The organism is uncultured Marinobacter sp. (assembly GCF_913055835.1).
Classification (GTDB): domain Bacteria; phylum Pseudomonadota; class Gammaproteobacteria; order Pseudomonadales; family Oleiphilaceae; genus Marinobacter.
Genome location: NZ_CAJXKQ010000015.1, coordinates 35039 through 51698, shown reverse-complemented (window position 1 = coordinate 51698; position 16660 = coordinate 35039). Strand labels below are relative to the sequence as shown.

Annotated in this window: 14 protein-coding genes; 6 read left to right on the top strand and 8 right to left on the bottom strand. The window is 61.1% G+C overall.

Going from position 1 to position 16660, the window contains the following annotated elements; translation table 11 throughout:
- The first annotated feature begins 81 nt into the window (after nt 1–81).
- Nucleotides 82–315: a DUF2789 domain-containing protein gene (locus QZ534_RS10210; RefSeq protein WP_069184830.1), complete on the top strand. Its 234-nt coding sequence runs from the start codon at nt 82–84 to the stop codon at nt 313–315.
- Here QZ534_RS10210 and QZ534_RS10205 read toward each other — a convergent pair.
- From QZ534_RS10205 to QZ534_RS10175, 7 genes are all read right to left on the bottom strand, one after another.
- Nucleotides 309–1868, bottom strand: coding sequence for a GGDEF domain-containing protein (locus tag QZ534_RS10205; protein ID WP_296934206.1), 1560 nt, complete (start codon nt 1866–1868; stop codon nt 309–311). The genes QZ534_RS10210 and QZ534_RS10205 overlap by 7 nt on opposite strands.
- Entirely contained in the window at nt 1868–2800 is a 933-nt protein-coding gene (gene xerC / locus QZ534_RS10200; protein WP_296934205.1) for a tyrosine recombinase XerC, read from the bottom strand. The genes QZ534_RS10205 and xerC overlap by 1 nt, the downstream gene beginning before the upstream one ends.
- A gap of 28 nt (nt 2801–2828) precedes the next feature.
- On the bottom strand, nt 2829–3575 hold the full coding sequence (locus QZ534_RS10195) for a DUF484 family protein (RefSeq protein ID WP_296934204.1): 747 nt from the start codon (nt 3573–3575) through the stop codon (nt 2829–2831).
- Nucleotides 3576–3591: 16 nt separating this feature from the next.
- On the bottom strand, nt 3592–4506 hold the full coding sequence (gene dapF / locus QZ534_RS10190; protein ID WP_296934203.1) for a diaminopimelate epimerase: 915 nt from the start codon (nt 4504–4506) through the stop codon (nt 3592–3594).
- A gap of 14 nt (nt 4507–4520) precedes the next feature.
- Nucleotides 4521–5771 (bottom strand): diaminopimelate decarboxylase, encoded by a 1251-nt coding sequence (lysA, locus tag QZ534_RS10185; protein ID WP_296934201.1) that lies wholly within the window; start codon nt 5769–5771, stop codon nt 4521–4523.
- Between the two features lie 41 nt (nt 5772–5812).
- A complete protein-coding gene (locus QZ534_RS10180) occupies nt 5813–5974 on the bottom strand; it encodes a lipoprotein (RefSeq protein WP_296934200.1) in 162 nt (53 codons plus the stop codon).
- Nucleotides 5975–6040: 66 nt separating this feature from the next.
- Nucleotides 6041–8899 carry a class I adenylate cyclase gene (locus tag QZ534_RS10175; RefSeq protein WP_296934199.1) on the bottom strand — a complete coding sequence of 953 codons (2859 nt, stop codon included), beginning with the start codon at nt 8897–8899 and terminating at the stop codon, nt 6041–6043.
- A gap of 109 nt (nt 8900–9008) precedes the next feature.
- Here QZ534_RS10175 and QZ534_RS10170 point away from each other — a divergent pair, with 109 nt between their 5' ends.
- Nucleotides 9009–11453, top strand: a complete 2445-nt coding sequence (locus tag QZ534_RS10170) for an EAL domain-containing protein (protein WP_296934197.1) — start codon at nt 9009–9011, stop codon at nt 11451–11453.
- A gap of 28 nt (nt 11454–11481) precedes the next feature.
- Here the strand turns inward: QZ534_RS10170 and argH are convergent, their stop codons facing one another.
- Nucleotides 11482–12891, bottom strand: coding sequence for an argininosuccinate lyase (gene argH, locus QZ534_RS10165; protein ID WP_296934195.1), 1410 nt, complete (start codon nt 12889–12891; stop codon nt 11482–11484).
- A gap of 119 nt (nt 12892–13010) precedes the next feature.
- Here argH and QZ534_RS10160 point away from each other — a divergent pair, with 119 nt between their 5' ends.
- The 4 genes from QZ534_RS10160 (at nt 13011) to QZ534_RS10145 (ending at nt 16656) form a co-directional block, all read left to right on the top strand.
- Complete coding sequence (locus tag QZ534_RS10160) at nt 13011–14051, top strand: sensor histidine kinase (protein ID WP_296934194.1); 1041 nt, start codon at nt 13011–13013, stop codon at nt 14049–14051.
- A 29-nt stretch (nt 14052–14080) separates the two neighbouring features.
- Nucleotides 14081–14830 carry a LytTR family DNA-binding domain-containing protein gene (locus QZ534_RS10155; protein ID WP_296934191.1) on the top strand — a complete coding sequence of 250 codons (750 nt, stop codon included), beginning with the start codon at nt 14081–14083 and terminating at the stop codon, nt 14828–14830.
- A 94-nt stretch (nt 14831–14924) separates the two neighbouring features.
- Nucleotides 14925–15866, top strand: a complete 942-nt coding sequence (hemC, locus tag QZ534_RS10150) for a hydroxymethylbilane synthase (protein ID WP_296934189.1) — start codon at nt 14925–14927, stop codon at nt 15864–15866.
- On the top strand, nt 15847–16656 hold the full coding sequence (locus QZ534_RS10145) for a uroporphyrinogen-III synthase (RefSeq protein ID WP_296934188.1): 810 nt from the start codon (nt 15847–15849) through the stop codon (nt 16654–16656). Before hemC ends, QZ534_RS10145 begins: the two co-directional genes overlap by 20 nt.
- Nucleotides 16657–16660: the final 4 nt, after the last annotated feature.

Below are 16660 nucleotides of genomic sequence, written 5' to 3'. Positions count from 1 at the left end.
GTTCCGCTACATTTCAGGGAACAATACCTGCAAACGCCATTGATTTCATTCAGGCAAACCGCCAATGGGAGACGAATATCCATGGACACCAGCAAACACACCCTCAGCACTCTGTTCGAGCAACTTGGCCTGGCGTCCGACGCCAAAAGCATTGAGGATTTTGTCGCCAAATATTCGCCCCTGCCAAGCGAGGTTGCGATCCAGGATGCGCCCATCTGGTCCGAAAGCCAGTCTCACTTTCTGGAAGAGGGCCTGGAGGAAGACAGCGACTGGGCGGAAGTGATCGACGAACTGGACGCCATGATGCGTCACTGAGGGTCGGCACTGTCGCCGATCATCACCTGATCGCGGCCCGCGTCCTTGGCCTGATAGAGGGCGCGGTCAGCGCGGTCAAACACCGACTCCTCGGTGTCGCCAGCAACGAAGCCCGCCAAACCAGCGGAGAAGGTCACGGTGACCGGCTCACCGCGAAAATGAAACGGCAGCTTGCCCACATCCTCGCGCAACTTATCCACTACCGTCCTGGCGTCTGCGGGCTCGGTTTCCGGAAACAGCACCACAAATTCCTCGCCGCCAAACCGGGCCACGAAATCTGTAGTGCGCAAACGCTCCCTGAACTCCCTGGCAACCAGTTGCAGCACCCTGTCCCCGGCCTTGTGGCCATAGGAGTCGTTGATCCTCTTGAACAGATCAATATCCAGCACGCCCACGGTCAGTGAATGACCATAGCGTTGCCAGCGGTTGTACTCGAATGAGAGGCGCTCCTGCCAGGCTTCACGATTGGGCAACTCGGTAAGCAGATCGGTCATGGCGCGCAATCGTTCCTTTCGGACCTGTTCCTGCATTTGCTCGGAGTGGGCCTCCATGGCCGCCACTTTCTCCTGCATCGCCTCAAGCTGCTCGGAAAGCGCACGCTCCCGCTCCGATTCCTGGGTCCGGAAGCGGCCGACCGCCTGACCGATGGACTCAAGATGACGACTGACCGACTGCTTGAGGTCCTGCAGGTTATCACTGTCCCGCAATTGCTGCCCTACCCGCTCAATCTCCTCACGGATTTCCCGATCAAGGTGTTCGGAGGCATCCAGCCGACCAGACTGGGCCGAGGACTGGGCGGCAAAGTGCTCCCGCAGTAACTCCAGACGTTCATCCAGACGCTTCAGGAAAGCCTCGAATTCACGTTTGCTGCGGGTTACCGCGGCAATCACCAGTTCTGCCACGTGGTTCAGCCCTTCCCGCAATTCGTCCCAGTCGTTACTGGCAAGCAGGGATTGCTGTAATGCTCGGGCCCGGGCCTCGGCCGCAGGCTCGAGGGAAACCTGGGTAAGCATCTGACCTAACAACTGGCCTACCCGGCGGGCAATGCGCAATCTCTGGGCGTTGTCTTCAATATCCTGAGCATTGGCCGGGGTGGCCTCCGATTGTTCAGGACTTCCGGGCAGTGATTCGGTGGCAGCCTGCTGTTGTTGCTGCTCCTGCCGCTCTGCCTCTCGCGACTTGCGGGAGAAAAAAGAAGGTTTTCTGTCGTTGCTGGACTGGCGTTCGTCAAGAAGCGCAACCTGGCGATCAATCTGGTCCTGCAATTCCTTCCAGGCATCCACATCCACCCGGTTCTTTCGCAGATCCTTGCGGATTCTCGCCAACAGACGATCCAGCTCCGGGGTCTGGCCTTCGGATGCAAGACTGGTTCGCACCAACATTCTCTCAAGGGTGTTCCGTTCCGCCTTCCACTGCTTTTCCCTGTTATCCGCAGACTCGAGCTCCTGAAGGTACTTTTCCTTCCAGGACTGATCCGATGCCATGGAATGCTCCCGCTTACCCTTGCTGTACTGTTGATGATCGCGAATGTCGTGCCTGCCCGTTGAGGGCATCAGGCGCTCTTGTCGCCGGTCTTGCCATGATACTTATCGCGACGCGCCCTGGGGTGACTCTGGTCATAAACCCGTGCTAAATGTTGAAAATCAAGATGAGTATAGACCTGGGTTGTGGCAATGTCGGCGTGCCCCAGCAACTCCTGTACGGCCCGCAAGTCACCACTGGATTCAAGCATGTGGCTGGCAAAGGAGTGTCGCAGCAGGTGTGGGTGGAGCTTCTGGTCGGCGCCGCGACTGATCCCCCACCGGCTAAGGCGGGCCTGGATGCTTCGGTGGCTGAGTCTCTCGCCCCTCTGGCTGACAAACAGCGCGGTTTCCCCGTCATTGGCCAGCGCACCCCGGTGTGACAGCCATGCCTGAATGGCCGTGACCGCCTTCCGGCCCACCGGAAGCAGCCGTTCCTTGCCGCCCTTACCCTGCACCCGGACTTCACCGCCACGCAGATCGACGGTATCCAGATCCAGGCTCGCCAGCTCCGCCAGGCGCAATCCCGAGGAGTACATCAGCTCGAACATGCATAGATCACGGACCTCCAGGGGATCATCCGGCTGGCCATCCAGTAGATGATTCAGTTGGTCCACGTCCGCCACTCGAGGTAAACGACGACCACTCTTCGGGGCACGGATATCCAACGCCGGATTATCCGAGGCCAGCCTCTCCCTGAGCAGGAACTGATAGAACCGACGGGTCGCGGAGAGGTGCCGGGCAATGCTCCGGCCGGACAAGCCCTCCCGACTGAGAGTCGCCACATAGCGGCGCAAATCGTGATTGGTCACCCGCTGCCAGGCGGTAAGGCCATTCCGGCTGACCCAGCTTGCCAGACGCGAAAGATCGCGCTGGTAGCTATCGCAGGTTCTGGGAGAATGGCGTTTTTCAGAAGCCAGGTGCCGGATGAAATCCGTCAGCGGCCCTGAGAGTTCTTGGGGCACTGCCGGGGGCTCCGGAACCTTCGACACTCTAGCGGGACTCCGTCGCCATATCGGTGACCGGCGCAGCTGCGGTGTGGCGCTGCACCATCGGGGGCAAAAGCCGGCTGAGGGTATCGCTGATGTAACTCAGAAACAGCGACCCCATGCTCTGGTCAAAATAGCCCGGCTGGCAACTGCCGACCGCAAACACGCCCACCAGCTCATCGTGCCTCAGCGGCACCAGGGCCACCGAGGCAATCGGCTCTTCCCGGTCCGGGAACAGGAATTCACGTTCGCTTTCACGGAACTGGCCACACACAGCCCTCTCGCCCTCCAGCAAGCTGCCCAGCCGATCGCGGGCCACGGATGGGCTCACCACATGCAGCGCGCCCTGGGAGGCCTCGGGCAGTTCGAGATCGGTGAACAACAGCACGGAGGCCGCGTCGAGCCCGAAATCACCGCGGATACTGTCGTCAATGGCCGCGGCCATGTCGTTGAGGGTCCGGGCTTCAATCACCTGCATCAATAAACGCTTGCTCTTTTCGAACAACCGGTCGTTGTGGCGGGCGATGGACACCAGTTCCACCAATTCCCGGCGCAGGGTATCCCGCTGCTCGCGGAAAAGATGGACCTGGCGCTCCACCAGGGAGATAGCCCGGCCACTGTCATGGGGCAAGGTCAGGCTGCGCAGCAGTTCGTCCTGGTCGAGAAAGAAATCGGGATTGGCTCGCAGGTAGTCCGCCACCTCTTCCCGGGTGAGCTCACCGGCCTTCTGGCGGGCCGTTTGTTCTGTCATGGAGTACTCCTGGCTGTCAGGATCTTTGTTTATGGGGGCGACCGCTTCTGCGGCGGCGACCACCAGATTCACCCGGCAGCCTTAACTGCCCCTCAAATACGCTGGTTGCAGGCCCTTCCATCATAACAGGGGTCCCTTCACCCTGCCATTCGATGACCAGTTTGCCACCCCGCAGCTCGACTTCCACACGGGAATCCAGCAGCCCCCGCAGGCAGCCGGCTACAACGGCGGCGCACGCGCCACTACCGCAGGCCAGGGTCTCACCGGAGCCCCGCTCAAACACCCGGAGGCGAACATGGGTGCGATCCAGAATCTGCAAAAAACCGATATTGGCCCGGGACGGGAATCGGGGGTGTCGCTCGAGCTTGGGGCCCAGGGTTTCCACGGGCGCCTGGTCCACGTCCTCAACCAGTAGCACGCCATGGGGATTGCCCATGGAAAGGGCGCTCAGTTCCACCGTCTGGCCGTCGACGTCCACTGTGTAGACATCCTTGCGCCGGTCGGCGGCGAAGGGAATGGCCGGCGGATTGAACTCGGGCACGCCCATGTTGACCATGACCATACCTTCGCGCCCCACCCGAAGCTCAATCACACCCTTCGCGGTCTGAACCCGAATCACCTTCTTGTTGGTTAGCCGCTGATCACGGACGAATCGGGCAAAGCAACGGGCACCATTGCCGCATTGTTCCACCTCGGAGCCGTCCGCATTGAAAATGCGATAACGGAAGTCGACATCCGGCAGCCCGGGCGGCTCCACCACCAGCAGTTGGTCGAAGCCAATCCCGAAGTTCCGGTTGGCCAGTTCCCGGATCATCTCCGGTCGTAGACGGAACGGCTGGCTGATGGCATCCACCACCATGAAATCGTTACCCAGCCCGTGCATCTTGGTGAATCGAAGCGTGGGGCCCTGACTCCGGCGTTGCTGTGTCATTTCCTCGCCCCCGCTCATTCAGGAAGGCAGCTCTCGGGTGCGAGCTGGTCTTCGAGAGTTTCACGGCGACGAACCACGTGCACCTGGTCGCCATCGACCATCAGTTCCGGCGGCCGGTTCCGCGTGTTGTAATTGGAACTCATCACGAAGCCGTAGGCACCGGCGGAACGAACTGCCAGCAGATCCCCGGCCTGGAGACGGAGGTGCCGGTCCTTGCCCAGGAAATCGCCGGTTTCACAGACCGGACCCACCAGGTCCCAGGCCTTTTCCTCACCATCCTGATGCGGCTTGACCGGGATGATCGCCTGCCAGGCGCTGTACAGGGCGGGGCGGATGAGATCGTTCATGGCGGCATCAATGATGGCAAAGTTCCGGTGTTCGGTGCACTTCAGGAACTCGACCCTGGTGACCAGGATGCCGGCATTGGCGGCAATGGAACGGCCGGGCTCCAGAATCAGCTCCAGCTTCCGGTCACCCAGGCGCTCGGCCAGCGCCTTCACGTAATCCGACGGCTGCGGCGGCTGCTCCTGGTTGTAGGTGACACCCAGGCCCCCCCCCATATCCAGGTGATGGATGTGAATGCCCTGCTCTGCCAGGGAATCAACCAGCGCCAGCACCCGGTCAAGAGCATCCAGGAACGGGGACACGCTGGTCAACTGGGAGCCAATGTGACAATCCACACCCTTCACTTCGAGATTCGGCATACCTGCGGCACGGGCGTATACCTGGGGCGCTTCGGCAATATCAATTCCGAACTTGTTCTCTTTCAGCCCCGTGGAAATGTAGGGATGGGTACCGGCATCCACATCCGGATTCACCCGCAGGGAAATCGGCGCCTTTACGCCGAGTTCTCCCGCCACAGCGTTGAGCCGGTCCAGCTCGGTATCGGATTCCACATTGAAGCAACGCACGCCCACCTCAAGCGCCCGCTTCATTTCCCACTCCTGCTTGCCAACGCCGGAGAACACCACCCGCGACGGATCACCACCGGCCCGCAGTACCCGCTCCAGCTCGCCCGCCGACACAATATCAAAGCCGGCACCAAGCCGCGCAAGAACGTTCAGCACTGCCAGATTGCTGTTGGCTTTTACGGCATAGCAAACCAGATGCGGGTGATCCCGCAGGGCATCGTCATAGGCCCGGTAATGCCGCTCCAGCGTGGCGCGGGAGTAAACATAGGCCGGTGTACCAAAACGGTCGGCAATGGCAGAGACAGGGACATCCTCGGCGTAAAGCTCGCCGTCGCGGTAGTTGAAATGATCCATGAGTTTCCTGATTCGTTTAACGGGGCCGGGAGGCCGGTGCGCTAGTCGCGGCTTTCTTTTCGGTCCGACTGGTCCCGGGCCGAATCCGCCCCGGAAGTCGTCGAGGCGGCCTGGCTGTCGCGGTACAAAGGACCTTTCTGGCCACAACCGCTCACCAACAGAGCCAGCATCAGCATCATGATCGGCAGAGTCCACGCTCGCATATCAGCTTCCTACCCCTGAGTTCACTATGGGCGCAGTATACCTGACACCCGCCCCGGGCCGCGAGGTCAGCGCGTCTTTGCCAGGTGCCGGTTCAGAGAATCCTCCAGCTCAGACCGGTAATAAAGGTACTGGCTGGTCTGGATATCCTGCTGGTACACCCGGGGGTCGAGGTCATGGGGCAGATGGACATCGGTCAGATACACCGGGTAAGCCTCGTCACTCTGGCGCAGGGACCGAATGTAGTGGGCCACCGCCGGAATGAGCTGGTCGCCGTACTCCTGGACACAAAACTCCTGATCACCACAAAAGATATCGAAGCGCAGGCGGCTGCCACCTTCGTGGATGCCCACGGCCTGTACCTCGAACCCGGGCAGCGGCACACCCGAATCCGATTCCGGCCGGTATTCGGCACGCCAGGTCCCGTCGCGCCGGACAATCTCGTAACACTGGACGCCCGCCACAACGCCAGCGGAATCGGTATGACGCAGCAGCCGACGCTCGATCAGGTTATCGAGAAATCGCAGTACCGGCACAAGCAGGTGTCGGCGGCTGGTCACCGCCTGCTCCCAGCTGAACACCGAGCCCAGCTCGTCGACAACCCACAGCCGGGCCCGGTCGCCCTGAATACGGTAGAACACCTGGATGTTATCCGGTTCGCTGGCCAGGCAAACTGCCCGCAGGGCCGGCTCCTCCTGCAGAGCATAGCGATCGAACACCACCGGCAGGTACCGTTCCTGGGGCAATGCCAGGTGTGCCATCAGCGCCTCGAAGCTCTCCAGGGCGACGAATCCGGGCTCCAGGCCATTGAACTGAAGCAGGAAGTAGCGTCGATCCATCTCGATGACATAGCGCAGCGGATGTGGGCCAGTACCCCCGGCAAAGAAGGGGCGAAGCACATCAGCAAACAGTTCCTGGACCCGGCGGGCGATGGCCGAGCCGTGACCCCGGTTGTGGCAGTGCACCTGAACACCGGGCAAGTCAGCCGGGTTTGCTGCTACCGAGGCCAGGACATTCTTGAGACACTGGATCAGGGTATCGCCGGCGGCGTAGTGCTGAAGGCTCACCTCGTGCCAGCTGTTGAAGGTAATCTGGTCGATGCTGATCACCAGGTTCTCCCGACCACCACTGAAGCCCAGCGAATCGTGTCGGGAGCTGAGCTTGTGAAGCCCCTTTTCCGTCAGGTGTGCCTGGGGATCGACGCCCACGTTCACCAGCAGCAGATTCCTTAAGGGCCGCACACCCCTGGACAGCGCCTCCCGCTCCGCAGGCGGAACCGGAAATGGCAGGAACGCAGACAGGGCGTCCAGCATTTCCCGCAATTCGCTGACCGAGGCAATGCTGGTACCGGCACGGACATTCAGCCGGGTCGAGCGGGTCAGAAGGCCATTGCAGTAGCACCAGACCATCAGTTCCGCCAGATTGCCAGAACGACGGATAACGGGCTGCCAGAAAGCATCCGCAGGGTCTTCGAGATCCCGGTACAGCAGCCATCCGTCCGCATCCCCACCCTGCTCCGACTGATGGTGAAACGCCAGATTTTCCTCCGCCAGCGACGGTGCCAAACCCGGGTTGATCTGTTCAATCTTGCCAGCCTTGCGCTGAAACGCTGCATAGAGCTTGCGGCCCAGCAGGTTGATATCGTTGGCACTGATGGCGGCACGCTGGCCATGCTCCCTGGCCATTTTCGAGAGCAACCGGTAACCATGGGTCAGCTCGTTGACAATGGTTCGGCGCAGGGTGGTGACATCCTCGGCCCGCCAGCGCTGGCGCTCATCCAGCTCCGCCAGCGTATTCTCGGACCAGCCCCAGCGTGTTACCAGTTGCCGCAACAGACGGGCGCGCCACTGCTCTCCGGAAGCCTCGGACCGGGTCAATGGCAAACCGGCTTTCAGGTACAGACTCCGCCGGATCAGGTCCAGCCTCGAGGCCACTTCCGGACCAGCCAGCCAGCCTTCGAGTCGATCGTAAAGCATGACGTAAGGGTCGAGACTGTCCGCATTGGTCTCGCCCCGGAAAACAGCCCGCTTGAACTCGCTGGACAACAAGGCCTCGCCGGTCGTCCGCGCGTAACATTCAATCAGAAGAAGTTTGAGAATGGACTTCCAGGGCGCATCAATCCCCTTGTACAACTGCCAGACACCGGCGCCGAGAAATTCCGCCTCGGGGATCGCCGGAACCGGGCCAAAATCAATGTAGTCCTCCGCACGCACAAACCGGAAATCCACCAGCCTGCGCATACAGTCGTCGTAATTTTCTTCCTGCTCCGGAGGAATCAGCCACCACATGGGCCAGGCACCGGCAAGATGAATGCTGGTGCGGTAGAACTCATCCAGCAACAGGAAATGCTGGGCACTGCCACAGTTCTCACCAGTTACTTCGGCCCGCTGACGGCCTGCACGCCAGTCCGAGGCACAGAACACGAAAACGTGGAGTTCCACACCAAAGGATTCCGCCCAGCGAGTCAGCTTGGCAGCCTTGCGCTCAAGACAGCGGATTCCCCGCTCCGGCAAATCGCTACGGTGGCAGAGCCAGACATCGAGATCGCTGGCCACGGAATGCCCCAGGGTTCCAGGGCTGCCCATCAGGAACATGGCGTCCAGATCCGGCCAGCGTTTGCCCTCATCCTTCAATGAGAAGGTCCTCGCCAGCCGCCGTGCCGCATTGATAGTGGCCGGTGACGGCTGGTAATTGCTCAGACCATAGGGGCAGTCGCTGTCCAGGTAACCGGGCAATGCCGGATGATTGAGATGAAACACCAGGGGCAGAATTTCCAGCACCATCTGCTGGCGATAGGACAAGGCCGAATGCGCGCGGTTCCAGCGCTGCTGATTGACCAGCAGAAACCGGTCCCTCAAACGACGGAGGGTCTTGCGATCTATTCCCTCCTCAAAGTCGAGGGAAATCGGGGCAACGTGGGCGGTCAAGGCGGCTCCGCAGAGAGGTTCTTTTCAGCATCAGTATGAGTATGATGTCGGCATCGTGGCAAAACCTTTAGAAAAATAAAAGCCGGAGAACGCGCGAGGCCTAACTGTTGTGAAAGAATTCATCATCCGCCGCTATCGTTCGGAACAGTCACCGGTCTCCGAACGCCAGACCGCTATACGCATCGACGATGAGGGCAAAGTACTGTTCGCCGACCGCCAGGCCGAGGCAGTGCTCGGTTACGATGCCAGCGAACTTGAGGGCCAGCCAGTGCACCTGATCCTGGCATCACGACAGGACGATCCCTTCGCACCGGCCAACCGCCACCGCATTGAACGCGGCCAGAATGTTCTGGTCACTTTCCGGCACAAGGAGGGTTTTTTCTACACAGCTTCTCTGAGCCTGCGACTCGTCATGCGGGACTCCGACAAGGCGGCCAGCGCCACAATAACCCTGTGCGACAGTTCGACCAGCGATTCCCGGTTGTTACGGGGGGCCGAGAGCAGTGCCGGTTTCGGGATCTGGGAACTGGATACCCAAACCAATGAGATGACCTGGACCGAGGGAATGTTCCAGCTTCTCGAGCTGAGACCCGGCGCCGAAATCACTCCCGAGCAGGCGCTATTCTACTGCCAGACTGGACAGCCCAGGGTGCGAGCCATGTTCCGACGCTGTCTCCGCTCGGGTGAATCGTTTTCCCTGGATCTCGACATTGTCACCTCGCGGCAGAACCCGCGGCGGGTGACTCTCAACTGTCGGGCGCTGAAGCAGGGGGGCAGGATTCCCCGACTCGGAGGCACCCTGGTGGACCGGACCGCCGACATGCAACTCGAAAGGGCCCGGCAGCAGGCGGCTACCATGCTCGAAGCCACTACCAGCGCAACCTCCGATCTGATTGTCGCCGTCGATGCTTCGTTCAACCTGCTCCACTTTAATGCCGCCTGGGCCAGACAGTTTTCCGAAACCTTCGGACGCCAGCCCGAAGCAGGCGATAACCTGAGCGACCTCCTGGAGGAATTTCCCAACGAACGCAGACTGATGGAACGGCTCTGGCACCGGGCTTTCGAACGCGACAGTTTCGTGGTTGAGATGCCCATGGCCCAGCAGTCCCGGGAACTGCCAGTGCATGAATTCCACTACCAACGCCTGACCAACGCGCAGGGCGAAATCACCGGCGCCGTGCACGTGGCCCGTCGCATTGAGCCGAGGCTGAACCACGCCTCCAGCGAGGAATACCGGATACGTCACGACCCGGTCACCGGCCTGATGAACCGCAAGGCGTTTATCGCCCGCGTACTCAGAACCCTGGAACAGAAAACCCATCGCGAATCCTGCGACAGCCTGCTCTATCTGGACCTGGATGAATTCGAACGCTTCAACGATCTGGCTGGAAGCGGCACCTGCGACCGCTACCTGCGGGAACTGGCAGGCAATCTGGGCGTGCGCGTTCGCCAGCGCGATGCCCTGGCCCGCCTTGCCGGCGACACCTTCGCACTCCTGATTGAAAACTGCCCGGAAGCCCGGGCCCGCAAGATTGCCCAGGAAACCCTTAACCTGATCGGGGACTTTGTTTTCGACTGGCAGGGACACAGGCTCCAGACCACAGCTTCCGGTGGCCTACTGATTCTCGACAGCGACGCCCCCGGAGATCCGGAACAGCTTCTGAGCCAGGCGGCCGACCTCTGCCATACTGCCAAAACGTCCGGCCGAAACCGGGTCCATGCTGCGCGGGCCATTGCCCACCAGACCGACGAATCCACCGCCAGCAAACGGGTCGAGCAGATCCGCGAAGCGCTGGACAACCACAACCTGATTCTCGAATACCAGGCCATGAGACCTGTGGCCAGCCCCACCTGGGGCGACCATGTGGAAATACTCTGCCGTATTCCACCAACCGCGGACGATGAAGCGGCGCTGAAGCCCGATGACTTCCTGCCCATCGCCGAACGTTTTGACCTTGCCAAACGGCTGGATCGCCAGGTGATACGGCAAACCCTGGACTGGCTCGGCAACCAGCCTTTGCTGGAACCTCGGCTGAAGTATTGTGGATTCAACCTGTCGCTGGCCAGCGTGCTGGATGACACCTTCGCTGACTTCATGGCGGATGTCCTGCGCCAGTCACCGTTCGACCCGGGCTGTTTCTGCCTGGAAATCAGGGAAGCCCATGCCACCCAGTATCCCGATGACGTCGCGGTGCTGTGCGATGCGCTGCATCGCGCGGGCTTGCGCGTCGCCCTGGACGGCGCCGGCGCATCGGTGGAAAGCTACAGCCTGGCGGCGAGATTGCCGGTGGACATCATCAAACTGGATCGGAGAATGGTTCAGCAACTGGAAGAGGACCCGGTGCAGCAGGTGATGCTGGAAGCCCTGCACCGGATTGCCGAAGCTGCCGGCAAGGTCACCGTCGCCACCTTTATCGAGAGCGATGACGCCCTGCGAAAGGTCCGGACCCTGGGCATTCACTACGGCCAGGGCTACCGGCTATTCCGTCCGCAACCGCTGGACGAACTCACTCCCGCGGCAGTGGACCTGACCACGGGGCGGATCGGCGGCTAACCGCTCCACCCCGTTGCGGGGCTCGAATTCAGCCCAGTTGGGCCCGAGCCCGACCGACAGCTGCGCGAACCTGGTCCGGCGCAGTGCCGCCCAGGTGATTCCGGGCCTGCACCGAGCCTTCCAGGGTCAGCACATCAAACACATCGGCGCCGATGTGATCGGAGAATTGCTGCAGCTCTTCCAGCGTCATATCAGACAGATCACGCCCCTCAGCCACACCGAACGCCACGGACTTGCCAACGATTTCGTGGGCATCCCGGAACGGGACGCCTTTCTTCACCAGGTAATCCGCCAGATCGGTGGCGGTGGAGAAACCGCGCTTGGCCGCCACCCGCATGTTGTCGGCCTTGGACCGGATGGCCGGAATCATGTCGGCGTAGGCTTTCAGGCAACCTTTGATGGTATCCACGGTATCAAACAGCGGCTCCTTGTCTTCCTGGTTGTCCTTGTTATAGGCCAGCGGCTGGCTCTTCATCAGGGTCAGCAGGCTGATCAGGTGGCCGTTGACACGACCGGTCTTGCCCCGAACCAGTTCCGGCACATCCGGGTTCTTTTTCTGGGGCATGATGGACGAGCCGGTGCAGAACCGGTCCGGCAGATCAATGAAATCGAACTGGGCGGAGGTCCAGAGCACCAGTTCCTCGCTGAACCGCGACAAATGCGTCATCAGCAGTGCGGCAAAGCTGCAGAACTCGATGGCAAAGTCCCGGTCGCTGACCGAGTCCAGGCTGTTCTCGGTGGGCCGGTCGAAGCCCAGCAGCCTCGCTGTCATCGCACGGTCAATGGGATAGGTGGTGCCGGCGAGCGCCGCTGCGCCCAGGGGCATCACGTTCACCCGCTTGCGGCAATCCTGCAGACGTTCGGCATCCCGCACCAGCATTTCGTACCAGGCCAGCAAGTGGTGCCCGAAGGTGACCGGCTGGGCAGTCTGAAGATGGGTGAAGCCTGGCATGATGGTGTCCGCCTCACGCTCGGCCAGGTCCAGCAGGCCCGCTTGCAGGCGCTTCAGCTCCTGGGCAATCACGTCGATTTCGTCACGCAGGTACAGACGGATATCGGTGGCCACCTGATCATTGCGGCTGCGGCCAGTGTGCAGCTTCTTGCCCGTGATACCGATACGGTCGGTCAGGCGCGCCTCGATGTTCATGTGCACGTCTTCAAGGCTGACCGACCACTGGAAATTGCCGGCCTCGATGTCTGCCTTGACGCCTTTAAGGCCTTCGATGATCTGGTCCCGCTCCTCGCTGGTGAGCACGCCCACTTCGGCCAGCATGGTGGCGTGGGCAATGGAGCCGGTGATGTCGTGATGGTACAGGCGCTGGTCAAATCCCACGGATGCGGTAAATTTTTCAACAAAGGCATCGGTGGGTTCACTGAAGCGTCCGCCCCAGGGTTTTTCAGAGCTTGTGGTCTGGTCAGACTTTTTCTGATCCGTCATGGTCTATCTTTCCTGCTGACAGCCCGGCATCATCTGGCGGGAACTGGGTACATTGAACGTGGCGGGAGTATACCATTCTGACCCGGGTAAAGGAGACACCCCGTAACGGGGACAAAGGTGTGACAGAGAGCGAGTTCTTCGTTCCGGACCTGTGCCGGGTGAGGGCCGTGTTCCTGTTGCTGGTCACCAGCGAACTGCTGGTTCTGGTGCTTGCCATCGTGCAGGCGGAGCGGGGCTGGATCGACTGGAATTACTTCGGGCTGTTGTCGCTGTTCGTGCAGTGGACCACCCTCACCAGTGCCGCCCTGATCTGCCTTTTGCGCACCCGGCTTGCACGGATGTCTGTCTCCGGTGCGACCACCACCATCGTCGCCATTGTGCTGCTGGATGTGCTGGCGTTCAGCCTGTTTGCCGACAGCGTACTGCACCCCCAGGATGGCGTGGCAGTGTGGCAGGGCGTGGCCAAGAAGATGCTGCTGGCGTTGCTGATCGTGCTCATGGTTCTGCGCTATTTTTACCTGCAGCACCAGTGGCAACAGCAGCGGGAAGCGGAAATGCAGGCGCACCTGGCCTCGCTCCAGGCCCGCATACAGCCCCACTTCCTGTTCAACAGCATGAACACCATTGCCAGCCTGATCGCGGTTAACCCTGAACGGGCGGAAGATGCGGTGCTGGATCTGTCGGAACTTTTTCGCGCCAGCCTTCGCACCGGCGACCAGTTGATCCCGTTGTCCAGGGAACTGGAACTGTGCCAGCGCTACCTGGCCATAGAGGCGCTGCGCCTGGGTGACCGCCTGAAGCTGGAATGGCAGATTGAGGATGGCCTCGAGCAACAGGCCATTCCCCCACTCACGCTGCAGCCCCTGGTGGAAAACGCTATCTACCACGGCATCCAGCCCCGCCCGGACGGTGGCACCGTAAGGATTGAAGCCCAGGCCAAAGGCGAGTTTGTCTATCTGCTGGTCCAGAACCCGAAGCCGGATCAGAATAACCAGCAACACGACGGCAACCGCATGGCACTGGCCAACATACAGTCCCGGCTCCGGGCGCTGTTCGGCGAGCCGGCGGTGTTAAAACACAGCCACCAGAACGATGTGTATACCGTTACCTTGAGGTTGCCGCGGCAAAAGGCTGGCGAACAGAAAGTCCGCAAGCAGTAAACTCATGACCAAGAGAATCGAGACCCGCCATGACTGATGCCCGCACTGTCCTGATCGTCGATGACGAACCCCTGGCCCGGGAACGCATCCGCCGTTTGGTGGAGGCGCTCCCGGGGTATCGGGTCTGTGGTGAGGCGGTCGACGGCGATAGCTCATTGAAACAGGTTGCAGAACTCGAGCCGGACATCCTGTTGCTGGACATCCGCATGCCTGGCATGGACGGCATGGAGGCTGCCAGCCGTCTGAGCCAGCTGGCAAATCCACCCGCCCTGATTTTCTGCACCGCCTACGACCATTACGCCATCCAGGCTTTCGACGTGCAGGCCATTGCCTACCTGCTCAAACCGGTTCGCAAGGAGGCATTGGCAGATGCCCTGGCCCGGGCCGGCAGGGTCAACCGGGTACAGCTGCAGGCACTGAACGGCCAAGCTGCCCAAAGCCAGGAGCAACTGGCAGTGCGCACCCACCGGGGCACCGAGCTGATCGATCTGTCGGAAATCCTCTACTGCGAGGCGGATCAGAAGTACGTCACCATCCACCATGCCTGGGGTGAAACCGTGTGTGACTACACGCTGAAGGAACTGGAAAACAGCTACCCCAGCATTCTACTCAGAATCCACCGGAACACCCTGGTGGGGGTCCGCTTTATCCAGGCACTGAGACGGACGCCGGATGGCCACAACCTGGTCGCTCTGAGGGACGGCCGGGGCGAGCTGCCGGTCAGCCGCCGCCATGCCAGCAACGTGCGCCAGTGGCTTCAGGAGCACCAGCCCGGCTGAACCCCCGGCGCTCCCAAAGGTGGTAGCCGCGGGACTTTTCTGCCGCCACAAGGTAACCTTGGCGGACATTTTTTTCGAACCGACAGTGAGTGTCATGTCCAAACGTACCCTTCGCATTGCAACCCGCAGCAGCGCACTGGCGCTGTGGCAGGCGGAATTCATCAAGGCCGAACTGGAAAGGCTGCACGACAACATCACCGTGGAACTGGTCAAGATAAAGACCCAGGGTGACAAGATTCTGGACGTGCCCCTGGCCAAGATCGGCGGCAAGGGCCTGTTCGTCAAGGAACTGGAAGAAGCCATGCTGGACGGCCGGGCCGATCTGGCCGTGCATTCCATGAAAGACGTACCCATGGAATTTCCGGAAGGCCTGGGGCTGGTAGCTATCTGTGAGCGCGAAGACCCGACCGACGCCTTTGTCAGCAACCATTATGACAATGTTGACGCCCTGCCCCATGGTGCCGTGGTTGGCACCGCCAGCCTGCGCCGCGAGGCCCAGCTTCGGGCCTATCGTCCGGACCTGGAAATTCGCGTGCTGCGCGGTAACGTCAATACCCGGCTGGCCAAGCTGGATGCCGGCGAGTACGAGGCCATTGTGCTGGCCAGCTCCGGCCTGAAGCGTCTGGGCTTTCACGACCGGATTCGCTACTGCCTGCCGGACACCGTCTCACTGCCGGCTGTTGGCCAGGGCGCCCTGGGCATTGAATGCCGGGTGGATGACCAGGATCTGCTGACCATGCTTGAACCCCTGAAGCACAAAGACACCTGGGATCGCGTCACCGCCGAAAGGGCTCTGAACCGTCGGCTGGAGGGCGGTTGTCAGGTGCCAATCGCGGCCTACGCGCTGCTTGAGGACGACGATACGATCTGGCTGAGAGGCCTGGTGGGCGCCGTGGATGGCACCCAGATCTTCCGGGTGGAAGGCCGTGCGCCGAGGGCCGAAGGCGAACGCCTCGGCCGGGAACTGGCCGAGGATCTACTGGCTCTCGGAGCCGACAAGGTGCTGGCTGAAATCTATGGCCACACACCCACCTGAACCCGACCTGAACGGCCGGCGAATCCTGATCTGCCGGCCCGAACCTGAGGCCTCTCGTCTGGCGAACCGGTTTCGTTCGGCCGGCGCCGATGTAAAGATTCTGCCTCTGATTGACCGGGAACCTCTGCCGGAAACGCCCGAGCGCCGCACTCTTATTCTGAGCCTGGATGAATTCTCCCATGTAATCGCCGTCAGCCCTTTCGCCGCCCGCCTCTTGCTCGAAGAGGTGGATACCTGGTGGCCCCAGCTGCCGATGGGCATCCGCTGGTATGGCGTGGGGGCTGGAACGGCGGCGGTGCTTGCAGAGCACGGGCTCAGTCCACGCCGTCCCCCCGAGGGCTGGACCAGCGAAGCGCTGCTGGCACTGCCGTCACTGCAAAACCTCCAGGGTGAGAAGGTTCTGCTCGTCCGGGGCGAAACCGGGAGAGAACTCATTCGGGAAACGCTCGAATCCCGGGGCGCCCGGGTTACCCTCCTGCCCCTGTATCGCCGGTCTCGCCCGGACTACTCTCCGGAGCTGATCCGTGCAAGCCTCGACACCTTTGCTCCGGAAGCCATCGTCGCGCTGTCTGGAGAAACCTTGAACAATCTCATCGCACTATGTGCGAATAGCGGCCATAATCTATACGATAGGTTATTGATTGTTCCCGCAGATCGGGTTGCCGAACAGGCCCGGGCAGCGGGATTCCAAAATCCGTGTATACCAGGAAGCCTTGCCGATAACGACATCGTGGCCACGGTTGCAGCGCAACTTGCCGGCCGGGACGGTGGCTCCGGAAAAGCCAAGTAAGGAC